The following is a 14,321-nucleotide window of genomic DNA, read 5'->3' on the forward strand; positions in this document are numbered from 1 at the left end:
TCTCCAGGTTCCGGGGCCGCGCCGGTAAGGCAGGCAGGTTCCTGAGTGCGTCCCGGCGTGACAGCGGGCTGAGTTCTTCGCCGTTCCGCAGCACGAAGGCGCTGACCCAGGCCGGATCCGTCTTGGCTTACCCGCGCAGCGCCCAGCCGATCGCCTTCCGTCCGCCAGGTCCCACCAGGCCCCGCTCCGGATGATCTCCTCGTACACCGCCAGCATGCCCAGCTCGCCGGCGGCCAGCCTGAGGCCGGTGAGGTCGATGGCCGCATATCGTTCCTCGCGCCACGTGGCACCGCGCCACAGTTCCAGCACTGTGGCTTTCAATTCATCGACGGCGGCCGGGGGCAGCCCGGCAGCGGCAGCCTTCACGATCCTGCGGACCTCCGGCACACGCACCCCCAGCGACGGCATCGGATTTGAGGTAGGCCTGCGCCCCTGCCGCCCGGAGGGGATCCGCAGCGCCCTGCAGCCCGGAACGGATCGCGGTCATCAGTTGGGTCTTGGCCATGGTGCCACTTTAGGCACCGGCCGCCAGGCCCTAAAGTTGATGCCAGCGGGCCGCCGGTCCGTGTCGGAAGGAAGCCGCATGTCGATGATCAAGAGTCCGGAAGAGATTGCCCTGATGCGCGAGGCGGGCCGGGTAGTGGCGAACGCACTGGCCAGGGTCAGGGACTCCGCTGCCGTCGGGGTCTCGCTCAAGGAACTGGATTCGGTGGCTGCGGCGACGATCGCGGACGCGGGAGCCACCCCGGCGTTCCTGAATTACCGGCCCCGCTGGGCCTCGGTTCCGTTCCCGGGGGTGATCTGCACCAGCGTGAACGACGCCGTGGTGCACGGCATCCCCAACGACTACCGGCTGCAGGACGGTGATCTGCTGAGCGTGGACTGCGGCGCCTTCCTGGCCGGTTGGTGCGGCGATGCCGCGGTCAGCTTCATCGTGGGGACTGCAGACCCGGTGGATCAGGCGCTTGTCGATGCGACGGAGGCGGCCCTGGCCCGCGGCATCGAGGCCGCCCGGATCGGGAACAAGATGGGTGATCTGGGCTATGCGATCGGCGGGGCGTCCCGCCGGGCGGGCTACGGTATGCTCGCAGACCACGGCGGCCACGGGATCGGCCGGACCATGCACGCGGATCCGCACGTCCCCAACGACGGCCGGCCCGGTCGTGGGATCAAGCTGACGGAGGGGCTGGTCATCGCCATCGAGCCGATGCTGATCCTGGGTGGCAAGGATGACTACTTCCACGACGACGATGAATGGACCCTGCGTTCGGCGAACGGGCGCAGGGCGGCGCACAGCGAACACACCGTGGCCATTACGGCCGACGGGCCCGTCATCCTGACCTTGCCCTGACAGGCTGCCGGCGGGGGCTACGCAAGTCAGGGCCGCCGCGGGGCGGCCAGCCGGACCGCTGTCCCGCTTGGGGCAGCGTCAGCTGCGCCCGGCTGGCTTGGCCCGCTGGCGGTGGGCTGCAAGCCGGAGCTGGATGATCCGGGCGGCTCCGGCAATGGCGACAAGCACGCCGCCGCCCACGGCGGCAATGAACAGGGCCATGCCGAGCGAGACTGCGCCGTCCAAACCGAAGAACTTCACGCTGACGGAGTCCTGGTTTTGCAGGATGAAGGCGATGAGCAGGATCAGCACAACGAGGGCGCTGGCAACGGCCACCCAGATCATTCCGGCGCGGGTAACCTCGTGCCGCGCCGGGCCGGCGGCACCAGGCCTCACTGCGAGTGGCGGCGTCTCCACTGTTTCAGCCCGCCCGGTGGCGGCTTCGGCGCCGCCGGCCGGGACCTGCGGCATTCCAGCCGGGGCGTCGCCGGGCGAGCTGGAAGCGGGCGCGCCGGGCTGCCGGGCCACCGTAGAACTATTGGGCTCAATATCGCGGGGTGTCTCGGTCATGACGGTAATTCCTCTCCAAGGTCGTCCCCTGGGACGGGACGGGCGGATCGACACCGCTTCGTGGATGCCGGCACGCAGGCCGGCACGCCAGGCAGGCCCGACGGGCCTGCCTGCTACGTCAATAGTAAGCGTACTGATGTTAGAGATGCGGATGCCGCCCGGGAAACGGCCCTCCGGCCCCCAGGACGCCTCAGGCGTATTCCACGAGCCCGATCAGGTTGCCTTCGCTGTCCTTGAAGAATGCGGATCGCCGGCCGTCCACCTCCGCAACCCCATCGGCCGTTTTGAAGCCAGGAAAATCGTAGTCTTCGAAGACGACGCCGGTGGCCCGCAGCGCCGACATCTCCGTGCCAAGATCGGTGACGCGGAAGCCCATCTGAGTGTGCCCGCCGCGATTCGGGTTGGGGGTGGGATAGACAAAGAAGCCGGACCCGCCCCCGGTTTCATAGCGGAGCCCTCCGCTGCTTTCCTCGACGGGAGACAGGCCCAACTTCTCCTGATACCACTGTTTTGCCCGCTCAATCTCGATGGCGGGCAGGGTCGTGTGGACGCTGGTTTCGCTCAACATTTTCGCCTCCGGAGTGGAAGGAACCGGCCAGGATGGCCTAAGGCGAATCCTAGACCCGGCGGCCCGGCGCCGATAGTGAATCATCGGCTGTTGGCACCGGACCCGGCGCGGTATAACGTCACAGCCAAGGAATGCCTTGTGGAGGAGGCGCATTGCCGTGACCATTGTGGACAATGCCGTGTACGTGGACGGCCACCGGACCGCGGACCCCGAGGATCTGGATGAGACGTATTTTCTCCTGCGGCAGCGCCAGGGCATGGCCTGGATCGGGCTCTACCGTCCGGACCCTGACGAGCTGCGTTCGGTGGCCGAGGAATTCGACCTGAGCCACCTGGCGGTGGAGGACGCGCTCGCCGGCCACCAGCGCGCGAAGCTGGAGCACTACGGCGACACCTTGTTCCTGGTGCTGCGGCCTGCCCGGTACCTTGACGATGTGGAGAAGGTCGAGTTCGGCGAGATCCATGTCTTCGCCGGCACGGACTTTGTGGTGACCATCCGCCGGGCAGAGTCTCCCGATCTGGCCCGGGTGCGCCGGCGTATGGAGTCCGAGCCTGAGTTCCTGGCTCTCGGACCGGACGCGGTGTTGTATGCGATTCTGGACCAGGTGGTGGACGAGTACGAACCGGTTGCGGCCGGGCTGGAAAACGACATCGATGAAATCGAAGATGATCTCTTCGCGGCCGATCCCGGGGTGTCGCGCAGGATCTACGAACTCTCGCGCCAGGTCATCACGTTCCAGCGCGCGACGGCCCCGCTTGCCGGAATCCTGCAGGCCCTCATGGGCAGCGGACCGGATGGGGTGCCGGACCCTGAATTGCAGGACCATTTCCGCGACGTCCTGGACCACGCCCTCAGGCTCGGGGAGCGGGTTGTGGCATTCCGCGCGCTGCTGCAAAATGCCTTGGCCGTCAACGCAGCCCTGGTGGCCCAGCGGCAAAACGACGAAATGCGCCTCCTGACGGAGTCGAGCTTCGCCCAAAACGAGCAGGTCAAGCGGATCTCGTCGTGGGCTGCCATCCTGTTCGCGCCGACCTTGATCGCATCGATCTACGGAATGAATTTCCGCGCCATGCCCGAACTCGACTGGGCTCTTGGCTACCCGATGGCCCTGGGCCTGATGATCGCCATGGGCCTGGTGCTGTACTGGACGTTCAGGCACAACAAATGGATCTAGGCGCTCGGGATTGGCCCGCGTTGGACCCGTAGTGGGGATCGCGGCTCTGACCTGCGGAAAGTTCCAGCAGGTCAGAGCCGCATTCTTGTGCCCCAGGAGGGAATCGAACCCCCGACCGGCGGATTAGAAGGCCGCTGCTCTATCCCCTGAGCTACTGGGGCACGTCGGCGTACCGGCCGGATGCTGCCGGGGACGCCTCAAAAAGTTTACCGTGTCACGCGCCCGACGGCGGTCAGGCGGCCAGACGGCCTGTCCTCCGGGCCCCGGACCTCTCCCCAACACCGTTTTCCTGCTGCGGTTATCCACATGGAGCGGCCGGTCCCTCGCGGTGCATGGCTCGCTGGATGAAGCTGGACATGCCTGCTAAGGGCACGACAATTCGAGACAGGACATGAGAATGAGTGACAACATCACGGTCCGTGGCTTCGTCGCCTCGGAGATCAGGAGTTCCACGACACCCGGTGGCGTGGCCACCGCGTCGTTCCGCCTCGGTTCCACCGAGCGGCGCTTTGACCGTGCCTCCAGCACCTGGGTCGACGGAAACACGAACTGGTTCACCGTCCAGGGCTACCGGCAGTTGGCCGGAAACATCGGCTGCAGCATTAAGAAAGGCCAGCGGGTCATCGTCGTCGGGCGGCTGAAGATGCGGAGCTGGGAGAAGGAGGGCCGGATCTATCATGTGGCGGAGATCGATGCCGAGTCGGTGGGCCACGACCTCATGTGGGGTTCCGCGAATTTCACCCGCATGGTCGCTGCCGGCAACCCGGCAGCCGCCGCGCAGTCCGCAACCTCCGCCACGGACGATGAGGAAAGCGACGCCGGGCAACCGCCGGCCGAGGGGGAGGAGAACGAAGGCGCGGCGCAGTCCCACGTCTTCGTTGACGACGCCACCGGCGAGGCGGAGGAGGTCGATGAGGAAACCGGTGAACTGAAGGGGATGGCAGCCTGATCCGAACATCCCCGCGGCCCCAGCGCCCGCCGCTCCGGGAACGAAGGAAACGCCCCGGGGTGTGCCCTGCCCCCGAGGTTCCCTGACTCCGGGAGCCCTGGTCCCGGGGCACCCCGGCCCCGGGGCCACGCCGCACGTGGCAGAATTGCCGGGTGATGCGAGCCAGGAGAAGCAACAACGGGACGGAGTGCCTCCCCGCCGGGAGTCAGCGGGGAGCCCCGGCTGTCCGGTCTGCCGCCTCGATCGGGGTCCTGGTCCTGGTGCTCGCGTCAGCAGCCGCATGTGCGGCCCCCACCGGTGCAGGCGGCGGGGCGGCCACCCCTGCGGCCCCATCGCCCGCGGCCACCCTGGCCACTCCGGCGGTCCCGCCGTCCCCGGTTGCGGGCGCGCAGTCCTCGCTGGACCCGGCCACGGCGGCGGCGAAAGCCCGGGTCCAAGCAGCGCTGGACGGTGCCGTCGCGGCAGGGGGAAAGCCCGCCACGGATCGTATCCGGGCTGCCGTTACCGACGCCGGCTTCAGCCCCGGGCAAGTCGAAGTCACGGCAAGCCGGACGCCCACCGGCCTGGATGCCGACGCCGTCGAAGCCTCGGTGAAGCTGGGCACGGACTGCATCGTGGCCCAGCTCCGGACGGGCAGCGTTACAGTCAGCGTCCTCCCGGTGCTGGCACAGGGCCGGTGCCTGGTGGGAACCCCTGCCTGAACCCCCGCCTGAGACCCCGTCTGGCGAGCGGCTCCCGCGGGGCCTCGGGGCTGCCTGAATGTGAGTTATCCGTGCCGAGCCACTAGATTTGTAGGCATGGCGGAATTTATCTACACAATGACCAAGGCCCGCAAGGCTGTTGGCGAAAAACTTATCCTCGATGACGTGAGCATGTCCTTCTTCCCGGGGGCCAAGATTGGTGTTGTTGGCCCGAATGGTGCGGGCAAGTCCACCATTCTCAAGATCATGGCGGGCCTGGACACCCCCTCGAACGGTGAGGCCCGGCTCAGCCCCGGCTACACGGTCGGCATCCTGCTGCAGGAGCCGCCGCTGAACGAGGAAAAGACCGTCCTGGGCAACGTCCAGGAAGGCGTCGGTGAAATCTACGGGAAGATCCAGCGTTTCAACGAGATCTCCGAAGAGATGGCCAGCCCCGACGCTGACTACGACGCCCTCCTCGAAGAAATGGGCCAGCTACAGGAAGCGATCGATGCCGCCGACGCCTGGGATCTCGATTCCCAGCTCGAGCAGGCTATGGACGCCCTGCGCTGCCCGCCGCCCGAGGCCGATGTCACGCTCCTCTCCGGTGGTGAGCGCCGCCGTGTCGCGCTCTGCAAGCTGCTGCTCCAGAAGCCTGACCTGCTGCTGCTGGACGAGCCCACCAACCACCTCGACGCCGAGAGTGTGCTGTGGCTCGAGCAGCACCTCACCAGCTACGCCGGCGCCGTCCTCGCCGTGACCCACGACCGCTACTTCCTCGACCACGTGGCCGAATGGATCGCCGAAGTCGACCGCGGCCACCTGTACCCCTATGAGGGCAACTACTCCACCTACCTGGAGAAGAAGCGGGCCCGCCTGGAAGTCCAGGGCAAGAAGGACGCCAAGCAGGCCAAGCGCCTCACCGAGGAACTCGAATGGGTGCGCTCCAACGCCAAGGGCCGCCAGACCAAGTCCAAGGCCCGCCTGGCGCGCTACGAGGAAATGGCTGCCGAGGCAGACCGCACCCGCAAGCTTGACTTCGAAGAGATCCAGATCCCGCCGGGACCGCGCCTCGGCGGCCTGGTGCTGGAAGCGAAGAACCTGCAGAAGGGCTTCGAGGACCGCACCCTGATCGACGGGCTGTCCTTCACGCTGCCCCGCAACGGCATCGTCGGCGTCATCGGCCCCAACGGCGTCGGCAAGACCACGCTGTTCAAGACGATCGTCGGGCTGGAGCCCCTCGACGGCGGCGAACTGAAGATCGGCGACTCGGTCAAGATCTCCTACGCCGACCAGAGCCGCGGCGGCATCGACCCGAACAAGAACCTGTGGGAGGTTGTCTCCGACGGGCTCGACTACATCCAGGTCGGCCACGTCGAAATGCCGTCCCGCGCCTATGTCGCCGCCTTCGGATTCAAGGGCCCGGACCAGCAGAAGAAGGCCGGTGTGCTCTCCGGTGGTGAGCGGAACCGCCTGAACCTGGCCCTGACCCTGAAGCAGGGCGGAAACCTGCTGCTCCTTGACGAACCGACCAACGACCTCGACGTCGAGACGCTCAGCAGCCTGGAAAACGCCCTGCTCGAATTCCCCGGCTGCGCCGTCGTGGTCTCGCACGACCGCTGGTTCCTGGACCGGGTCGCCACCCACATCCTCGCCTACGAAGGCGACGAAGCCAACCCCTCCAAGTGGTACTGGTTCGAAGGCAACTTCGAGTCCTACGAGGAGAACAAGGTCGAGCGTCTGGGCCCGGACGCGGCCAAGCCGCACCGCGTGACCCACCGCCGCCTTACCCGCGACTGAGTCCTGGCATCACAAGGAATGGCCGGCTCCCCAATGGGGAACCGGCCATTTCGTTGTCCCGGGGACAGCCGCGCTCTGCCTTGCGCATCTGGTGCTTCAGGACCTTGACGCGGCGGCTCCGGCAACCTCGTTCGGGAGACCGGTAGGGACGCGGATCATGCCTTCCTGCGCCACCGTGGCGACATGCAGGCCTTCCCGGTTGAAGATCTTGCCGGTCGCCAGCCCGCGGGCGCCCTGGGCGCTGGGGGACTCCTGGACGTAGAGCAGCCACTCGTCCACCCGGACCGGCCGGTGCCACCACATGGCGTGGTCCAGGCTCGCCACGTTCATTCCCGGGGTGATCCAGCTCATTCCGTGCTTGCGGAGGATGGACTCGAGCAGCGTGTAGTCGCTCGCGAAGGCCAGGGCAGCGCGGTGCACGTCGGGATCATCCGGCATCGGCCCGAAGGTCTTCATCCAGACGGCGTTGCGGGCTTCCTTGTCACCCGTCGCCGAGACGTACAGCGCCGGAGCGACGTGGCGGATGTCGAACGGCCGCTCATAGGCCCAATGCCTCGCCACCGGGTGGTCGAACTTGCCCAGCAGGTCTGCCGTGCTGGGCAGGGACTCCGGATCGGGGATCCCGGACGGCATCACTGACTGGTGCTCGATGCCTTCGTCGGGGGTCTGGAACGAGGCGATCATGGACAGGATGGGCTTTCCCTCCTGGTACGCGTGGACCTGGCGCGCCGAGAAGGAGCGCCCGTCACGGAGGCGCTGGACGCCGAAGGTGATCGGTTCGTTGGCGTCACCCGGACGCAGGAAGTAGCCGTGCATCGAGTGCACGCTGCGTCCCTCTTCCACCGTGCGCATTGCGGCAATGAGCGACTGCGCCAGGACCTGTCCGCCGAAAACACGATGCCGGGGCTGCTTCTGCGAAGGACCCATGAAGATGTCCTCGTCGGTTCGGGCGCCCTGGAGCTCTCCGAGGTCGAGCAATTCGATCAGCGAGGAGGTGGGGTCTTGGGCACGCAGGCCCTGCAATCCGGCTTCGGCTTCAGTCATGGTTTGACTCTAGACGTCCCCGCCGCACCGCCCAAAAGAGGCGCACCCGGTAGAGTCCATATTGTGTCTGATGTCCTAACCCAGCCCCTGAAGTTCAACGATCCCAGCGACCTTGCCGACCTGCGCACCTATGCCACCCGCGCCAGGTCCATTGACGACGGTGCCATCCGGCTCCAGGCCTCCGGTCCTGTCCTGGCCGCCTACGTATGCGTGCTCCGGCCCCGCCTGCTGGGGGAGTCCACACCGACCATCCTCGGGTTGCGGACCATGGCGCTGGCGCAGCCGGCGGACACGGACGTGACGGTGCCGCTGTCCGCGGTTCTGGACCGGCTGGCGCACGCGGGCGAGCACGACGTCGAACTGCCGCTGCCGCCGGTCACCGTCGCCGAGTCCTGGGCCGGGATCGGCGCGCCCCGGAGCGGCTGGGCACTGCTGGGCACCGTGCAGGACGTCGCACTGCGGCAGGCCGCGGAAGCCGGCATCGCCGAGGTCGCCGCGATCATTCCGGACAAGCCGGGCGCGCTGATCGTCAACAACGCCAGGGCAACGGTCTGGGGCAGGGCACTGCCCGACGGCGGAGGGCTCCCGGCAGGTGCCGCCTTTGCAGCCCTCACCCTGGGGTTCCTGGCCGACGGCGAGCAGAAGCTGTACCGGGCCGGCCGCTGGTTCCGGCTCAGCGGACCCCGCGGGCATGTCCTGGCCCGGACCGGATCCGGTCTCTGACCGCTACAGTCGCTGCCCGGTAAGCCTGCCCGGTAACCGTGGCCCGAGGCGCGCTCAGGCCTCCGAGGGGCTGTTCACCATCGACAGGGCGGCCCGCTCCAGGTAGTCCCAGAGCGTCCCCTCATACAGCGGCGCCAACTCCAGGGCATCCACCGCGGTGCGCATGTGGTGCAGCCAGCGCTCCTTCGCCTCGGGCGTGACCCGGAAGGGCTGGTGCCGCATCCGGAGCCGGGGGTGTCCGCGTTCCTCGCCGTAGCTCGTGGGGCCGCCCCAGTACTGCTCCAGGAACATCAGGAAGCGGCGCTTGGCCGGGCCGAGGTCCGCTTCCGGGTACATGGGCCGCAGCAGCGGGTCCGTCGCGACGCCGTCGTAGAACACGTCGATCAGCTTCACGAACGTCTCATGGCCGCCGACGGCGTCGTAGAAATTGTCCGTGTAACCGGGCTGGCTGAACGGGTCATTCTGCATCAGCATTTTGGGCTGCCGGGGTTCCCCGGCGCTGGGGATCGTCATGGTTATTCTCCGGCCTGTTGCGGGCGTCCGGTGCCGGCGTCGGTGCTGTCCGACGGTTCCTCGGTGGGAGGGATATAGGTGCCCTGGGAACGGTTGCCGACGCGCAGGATTTCTCCGTTGCGCAGGTACCAGACCGTGCCGTCGTCGGCCCTGACCCGGGTGATCCGCAGGCCCATGGCCTCGACCGTGCCGACGACCTCGGATGATTCGATGACGTCGCCGATCCCGTACTGGTCCTCGATGGTGATGAAAATGCCGGCCAGGAAGTCCCGGATGAGCTGCTGGGCGCCGAAGCCGATCGCGACACCAAGGATTCCGACGCTGGTCAGCAGCGGGGCGATGTCCACGTTCAGGTTCTTGAACACATAGATGATGGTGATGACGGAGATCAGGACACCGACAATGCTGTTGAGCAGGGAACCGATCGTGTGGGCCCGCTGGACCCGGCGTTCGTGGTCCAAGGCACGCAGGGCCGGTGCCACCCAGCGGAAATGCGGCTTCTTGAGGAACTTGGTGCCGGCGGCGACGCGCTTCGTGATCCCGGCGATCAGGAAGGAGGCGACGAGCCAGATGGCGACGCCTACCCCAATGCTGATGAGGACACCGGGGACATTGATCACCGAAATATCCGGAGGCGTGATGGGTGTGGTCGAATACGGGCTGTACATCGGCGGGGGAAGCTCCTTAAGACTTTAGCTACCTTCCACATTAGCGCCGTCCGGTGGACCCATCCGCATCCTTGTCCCCGCGGTACGCGGCTCAGCCCGCCTGCGGATCCACCCTGGCCGTCGGCTCGTGGAGCACCGGGAAGTTCACGCTCCGGGCGATGAAGCAGAGCTTGTTCGCCTCGGCGTGCAGTTGCTCCAACAGCTCCAAGGCGACGGGGGCGGCGACGGTGACGCCGGGTTTCAGCGTGACCGACTCGAACTGGCCGCTGCCGTCCGGGTTGGTCCGCATCAGCCCGGCAGCCTGGTCCTCGTACGCCGTCACGATGACGCCGTGCTTCACGGCCACATGCAGGAAGGAGAGCATATGGCATTGGGACAGTGCCGCCAGCAGCAGCTGCTCGGGGTTGTAGCGCTGACGGTCCCCGTGGAAGGTCGGATCAGCCGAGCCGTGCAACACCGGCAGCCCGGGGATCTCGACGTCGTGGTCCCGTGAATAGCCGCGGTACGACGCCGTCCCTTCACCCCGGTTCCCCGTCCAGCGGACCGTCAGCACGTAGCGGTGTTCGTCAAGGCTCATGATCAGCCGACGTCGGCCTGGCGGGCCCGCAGGGCGCGGGCCACGCCGTCGCGGTTCTCGAGCATCATGCGCCGCAGCGCCGTGCTGTCCTCCGGCAGCGAGGCCAGGAATTTGTCCGTGCGGTCCACCGTCTCCTGCGTGGTCAGCTGCGCCGGGTAAAGCCCGACGACGATCTGCTGGGCCAGGGCGTGCGTGCGGTTCGCCACGATGCCCGGAACGGCCTCGAAATACTTCTCGGAGTAGGGCTCCAGCAAGGACGTGTCCAGCACCCGGGTGAAGCCGTTCACCGCCGAGCCCTGCAGGGCGTTGGACAGGTCCCCCTTGACCACAATCGATTCCCACGCCGCGGCCTTCGCCTCCGGGGTGGGGATGGCCGCCGTGGCGAGGGCCGCCGCGTTCTGGCCGTTGGCGGTGTTGTCGTGTTCCAGCTCGGCGTCGATCTGTTCCTGCCCGGCGCGGCCGCCGGTGACGAGGGAGGCGATCAGTTCCCAGCGCAGGTCCTGGTCCACCGTGAGGCCGTCCAGCGTCAGCGAGCCGTCCAGCAGGCCGGCGACCGTGTCCAGCTGTCCGGCGCTGCGTGCCAGCAGGGCGTAGGACTTCACGAACTGCAGCTGCGTGTCGGAGCCGGACGCTGCGCCGGAGGCGAGCTCCCAGAGCCGGTCCGCCGCGGCAACGGCGGTGGCCTCCTTGTGTTCCTCGGCAACGTAGAAGCCCAGCGTGGTGGCCAGCTGCCGGAGCTGGACCAGGATCACCGAGGAATCGGACTCCTCGGCGATGTTGGCAAGGATCAGTTCCACGTAGCCGCGGGCCGGGGTCTCGCCGTCGCGGGCCGCGTCCCAGGCCGAGCCCCAGACGAGGGTCCGGGGCAGGCTCTGGCTGAAGTCCTTCAGGTGGGCCGTCGCCGTCAAGAGGGACGCCGGGTCGAGGCGGACCTTGGCGTAGGCGAGGTCGTCGTCGTTGAGCAGGACCAGGTCCGGGCGCGCGAGCCCGGCCAGCGCCGGAACCTCGGTGCGCTCGCCGTCGACGTCGAGCTCCTCCCGGTGGACGCGCTCCAGCTTGCCGGCGCCGTTGAGGTTGTAGAAGCCGACGGCGAGCCGGTGCGGCCGGAGGGTGGGCTGGTCCGCGGTTGCCGACTGGAGGATCGTGAAGGAGCTGATCACGCCGTCCTCCCCGACAGAGAGCTCCGGCGTGAGCGTGTTGACGCCGGAGGTTTCCAGCCAGAGCCGGCCCCACTTGTCCAGGTCGCGGCCGCTGGCCTTCTCCAGCTCGGCCATCAGCTCGTTGAGCTCGGTGTTCTGCCAGGCGTACTTGCGGAAGTATTCGCGGACGCCGGCCATGAATTCGTCCGGCCCCACCCAGGCCACCAGCTGGCGCAGCACCGAGGCTCCCTTGGCGTAGGTGATGCCGTCGAAGTTGACCTCGACGTCCTGCAGGTCGTTGATCTCGGCGAAGATCGGGTGCGTGGTGGGCAGCTGGTCCTGCCGGTAGGCCCAGGACTTCTCCACGGAGGCGAAGGTGGTCCAGGCGTGGTCGAACTTCGTGTTCTCCACGGCGGCAAGGTGGGACATGTACTCGGCGAAGGACTCGTTGAGCCACAGGTCGTTCCACCAGCGCATCGTTACGAGGTCACCGAACCACATGTGCGCAAGCTCGTGCAGCACCGTGATGGCGCGGCGCTCCACCTGGGCGTCCGTGACCTTGCTGCGGAAGACGTAGCCTTCCAGGATGGTGACGGCGCCGGCGTTTTCCATGGCACCGGCGTTGAACTCGGGCACGAACAGCTGGTCGTACTTCTCGAACGGGTAAGGGCAGCCGAACTGCGCCTCGTAGAACTCGAAGCCCTGCCGGGTGAGCTCGAAGATGTTCTCCGCATCGAGGTACTGCATGAGGGACTTGCGGGCAAAGAGGCCCAGCGGCGTGACTCGGCCCTCGGCGGAGGTCACCTCGCTGCGGACGGACTGGTACGGTCCGGCGATCAGGGCGGTTACGTAGGAGGAAATCCTGGGCGTAGGGGCGAAATCCCACACGGAGCGGGCGCCGCCGTCGGTACCCGGAGTGGTCCCGACCGGTGCCGGGGTGGGGGAATTGGACACGACGTCCCAATGCGCGGGCGCCGTCACGGCGAAGGTGAAGCTGGCCTTGAGGTCGGGCTGTTCGAAGACGGCGAACATCCGCCGGGCGTCCGGGACCTCGAACTGGGTGTACAGGTAGACCTCGTTGTCCACCGGATCCACAAAGCGGTGCAGGCCCTCGCCGGTGTTCATGTAGGGGGCTTCGGCCACGATCAGCAGCTCGTTCGCCGCGGCGAGTCCCGGCAGCTGGATGCGGACACCGTCGGAGACCTCGGCCGGATCCAGCTCGCGGCCGTTCAGGGTCACGCTCTGCACGGCATGGGTGACGGCGTCGATAAACGTCGAGGACCCCGGCTTTGCCGTGAACTTGACGGCCGTGGTGGAGCCGAAGACCTTCTCGCCCCGGGTCAGGTCCAGGCTGACTTCATAGGATTCGACGGCGATCAGGGCTGCGCGCTCGCGGGCTTCGGTGCGTGTCAGGTTCATACCGGGCAAAGTTGGCCTCCAGAAAAGGATAGAAACAGTGAAGTCGATACTTTGAAATTATTCTTTCACGCTTCGGGCCGCTGGCAAGTTGTGCGGATCACAACAATCCTCATCAGCGCAAGCGCACCGGGGTAGCGTTGGAGTATGGGAAACTTCCGGGATTCTGTGGACGTCAGGGCCCTGCGCTTTGCAGTGGGGTTCCCGGTGATGCTGGCTGCCGGCTTCACCGTCTGCGCCTTCCTGGTCCGGTCCGACTTGCCGGAGCCGCTGGCCGTCCGCTGGACCGGGAACGGGGCCGCGGATTTTGCGCCGTTCGGTGCCGTCGTGGGGAGCGGTGCGGCGCTGATCGTGCTGATCGGCTGGGCCGTGTTGCTGCAGGCCGTACCGCTGTCCCGTCCGGCGCTGATGCGCCGCATCATGATGGGGGCCGGCCTGGCCCTGAGCCTCTTTGTCACCACTGTCCTCGCCGCCGTGCTGGTGGGCCAGTTGGGCCTGGACAACGCGCGGGACGCCCGGGTGGACGTGTCCGTCCTGGCCATGGGCAGCGGGGCGGCCCTGGGTCTCGGGGTTGTCATGGGGTTTGTGTTCAAAGCGGATGAACGCTGGTCGGTCGACGATGACCAGGCCATGCGGGAGGCGCTGGAACGCGAACAGGATCCCGAGCTGGCCCGGGACTCCGTCAGCCTGTGGGTCCACGCCCGCAGCTCGGTCTTTGTCATGATCGGCATCGCGACGCTGTTGCCCGCGGCCCTGCTCACCATCGCCGTGCCGTGGCTGGCTGCGCTTTTGGTGGCCATAGCGCTGCTGGCCGCGGCGTTCCTGGTCGCCCGCATCCGGGTGGACCGGAGCGGGTTCCGCGTGTTCGCGGCGGGATTCGTGCGGGTGATGGACGTGCCCGCCGCGGCGATCGACGCCGCGACGCCGAAGGAAGTCAGGGCCGCCGATTACGGCGGCTGGGGCTACCGGAGCCACGGCGCCACAACGGCCCTGCTGGTCAGCAGCGGCCCGGCCGTCGTCGTCGACCGTTCCGACGGGCGGCACCTGACGGTGAGCGGCGGAAGCATCGCCGCGGCCGACAACATCGCGCAGGTCCTGTCCCGGGTGGCGGCCCGCGCCCGCCGCAACGGCGAAGCTGCGGATCTGTGACGACGGCGCCCTAGTACGCTT

14 protein-coding genes, 1 tRNA gene and 1 pseudogene are annotated in these 14,321 nt (G+C 67.4%); 7 read left to right on the forward strand and 9 right to left on the reverse strand.

Features of this window, described 5'->3' with window-relative positions; genetic code table 11:
• Window positions 1-28 precede the first annotated feature (28 nt).
• Window positions 29-505, reverse strand: a pseudogene (locus tag E5206_RS10415) (DNA alkylation repair protein); the annotation flags it as partial.
• A 78-nt stretch (window positions 506-583) separates the two neighbouring features.
• Between E5206_RS10415 and map the strand changes: the two are divergent.
• A complete protein-coding gene (gene map, locus E5206_RS10420; protein WP_136322419.1) occupies window positions 584-1,351 on the forward strand; it encodes a type I methionyl aminopeptidase in 768 nt (255 codons plus the stop codon).
• A 78-nt stretch (window positions 1,352-1,429) separates the two neighbouring features.
• Here the strand turns inward: map and E5206_RS10425 are convergent, their stop codons facing one another.
• Together E5206_RS10425 and E5206_RS10430 are read right to left on the reverse strand one after the other, a co-directional pair.
• Window positions 1,430-1,900 (reverse strand): lipopolysaccharide assembly protein LapA domain-containing protein, encoded by a 471-nt coding sequence (locus E5206_RS10425; RefSeq protein ID WP_240689632.1) that lies wholly within the window; start codon window positions 1,898-1,900, stop codon window positions 1,430-1,432.
• 190 nt (window positions 1,901-2,090) lie between these two features.
• The gene (locus E5206_RS10430; RefSeq protein ID WP_136322420.1) at window positions 2,091-2,468 is read right to left on the reverse strand and encodes a VOC family protein; all 378 of its coding nucleotides are present in this window, start codon (window positions 2,466-2,468) and stop codon (window positions 2,091-2,093) included.
• 157 nt (window positions 2,469-2,625) lie between these two features.
• Between E5206_RS10430 and E5206_RS10435 the strand changes: the two genes are divergently transcribed.
• Entirely contained in the window at window positions 2,626-3,642 is a 1,017-nt protein-coding gene (locus E5206_RS10435) for a magnesium and cobalt transport protein CorA (RefSeq protein WP_136322421.1), read from the forward strand.
• An 88-nt stretch (window positions 3,643-3,730) separates the two neighbouring features.
• Here the strand turns inward: E5206_RS10435 and E5206_RS10440 are convergent.
• A tRNA-Arg gene (locus E5206_RS10440) sits at window positions 3,731-3,803 on the reverse strand.
• Between the two features lie 236 nt (window positions 3,804-4,039).
• Between E5206_RS10440 and E5206_RS10445 the strand changes: the two genes are divergently transcribed.
• The 3 genes from E5206_RS10445 to ettA all read left to right on the forward strand — a co-directional run bounded on the left by E5206_RS10445 (window position 4,040) and on the right by ettA (window position 7,071).
• The gene (locus E5206_RS10445; RefSeq protein WP_136322422.1) at window positions 4,040-4,591 is read left to right on the forward strand and encodes a single-stranded DNA-binding protein; all 552 of its coding nucleotides are present in this window, start codon (window positions 4,040-4,042) and stop codon (window positions 4,589-4,591) included.
• Window positions 4,592-4,743: 152 nt separating this feature from the next.
• Window positions 4,744-5,292 (forward strand): hypothetical protein, encoded by a 549-nt coding sequence (locus E5206_RS19575; protein ID WP_240689633.1) that lies wholly within the window; start codon window positions 4,744-4,746, stop codon window positions 5,290-5,292.
• A 96-nt stretch (window positions 5,293-5,388) separates the two neighbouring features.
• Window positions 5,389-7,071 carry an energy-dependent translational throttle protein EttA gene (gene ettA, locus E5206_RS10455; protein ID WP_136322423.1) on the forward strand — a complete coding sequence of 561 codons (1,683 nt, stop codon included), beginning with the start codon at window positions 5,389-5,391 and terminating at the stop codon, window positions 7,069-7,071.
• A gap of 96 nt (window positions 7,072-7,167) precedes the next feature.
• Here the strand turns inward: ettA and E5206_RS10460 are convergent, their stop codons facing one another.
• Window positions 7,168-8,115, reverse strand: a complete 948-nt coding sequence (locus E5206_RS10460; protein ID WP_136322424.1) for an acyl-CoA thioesterase II — start codon at window positions 8,113-8,115, stop codon at window positions 7,168-7,170.
• Between the two features lie 63 nt (window positions 8,116-8,178).
• Here E5206_RS10460 and E5206_RS10465 point away from each other — a divergent pair, with 63 nt between their 5' ends.
• Window positions 8,179-8,838: a hypothetical protein gene (locus E5206_RS10465; RefSeq protein ID WP_136322425.1), complete on the forward strand. Its 660-nt coding sequence runs from the start codon at window positions 8,179-8,181 to the stop codon at window positions 8,836-8,838.
• A 54-nt stretch (window positions 8,839-8,892) separates the two neighbouring features.
• Here E5206_RS10465 and E5206_RS10470 read toward each other — a convergent pair whose 3' ends face one another.
• From E5206_RS10470 to pepN, 4 genes are all read right to left on the reverse strand, one after another.
• Complete coding sequence (locus tag E5206_RS10470) at window positions 8,893-9,351, reverse strand: globin (RefSeq protein WP_136322426.1); 459 nt, start codon at window positions 9,349-9,351, stop codon at window positions 8,893-8,895.
• 2 nt (window positions 9,352-9,353) lie between these two features.
• Window positions 9,354-10,019 carry a mechanosensitive ion channel domain-containing protein gene (locus tag E5206_RS10475; protein WP_136322427.1) on the reverse strand — a complete coding sequence of 222 codons (666 nt, stop codon included), beginning with the start codon at window positions 10,017-10,019 and terminating at the stop codon, window positions 9,354-9,356.
• Window positions 10,020-10,110: 91 nt separating this feature from the next.
• Window positions 10,111-10,596 carry an OsmC family protein gene (locus E5206_RS10480; protein WP_136322428.1) on the reverse strand — a complete coding sequence of 162 codons (486 nt, stop codon included), beginning with the start codon at window positions 10,594-10,596 and terminating at the stop codon, window positions 10,111-10,113.
• Window positions 10,597-10,598: 2 nt separating this feature from the next.
• Window positions 10,599-13,154: an aminopeptidase N gene (gene pepN / locus E5206_RS10485; protein WP_136322429.1), complete on the reverse strand. Its 2,556-nt coding sequence runs from the start codon at window positions 13,152-13,154 to the stop codon at window positions 10,599-10,601.
• A gap of 144 nt (window positions 13,155-13,298) precedes the next feature.
• Here pepN and E5206_RS10490 point away from each other — a divergent pair, with 144 nt between their 5' ends.
• A complete protein-coding gene (locus E5206_RS10490) occupies window positions 13,299-14,300 on the forward strand; it encodes a hypothetical protein (RefSeq protein WP_136322430.1) in 1,002 nt (333 codons plus the stop codon).
• Window positions 14,301-14,321: the final 21 nt, after the last annotated feature.

Source organism: Arthrobacter sp. PAMC25564, from assembly GCF_004798705.1.
GTDB lineage: Bacteria > Actinomycetota > Actinomycetes > Actinomycetales > Micrococcaceae > Arthrobacter.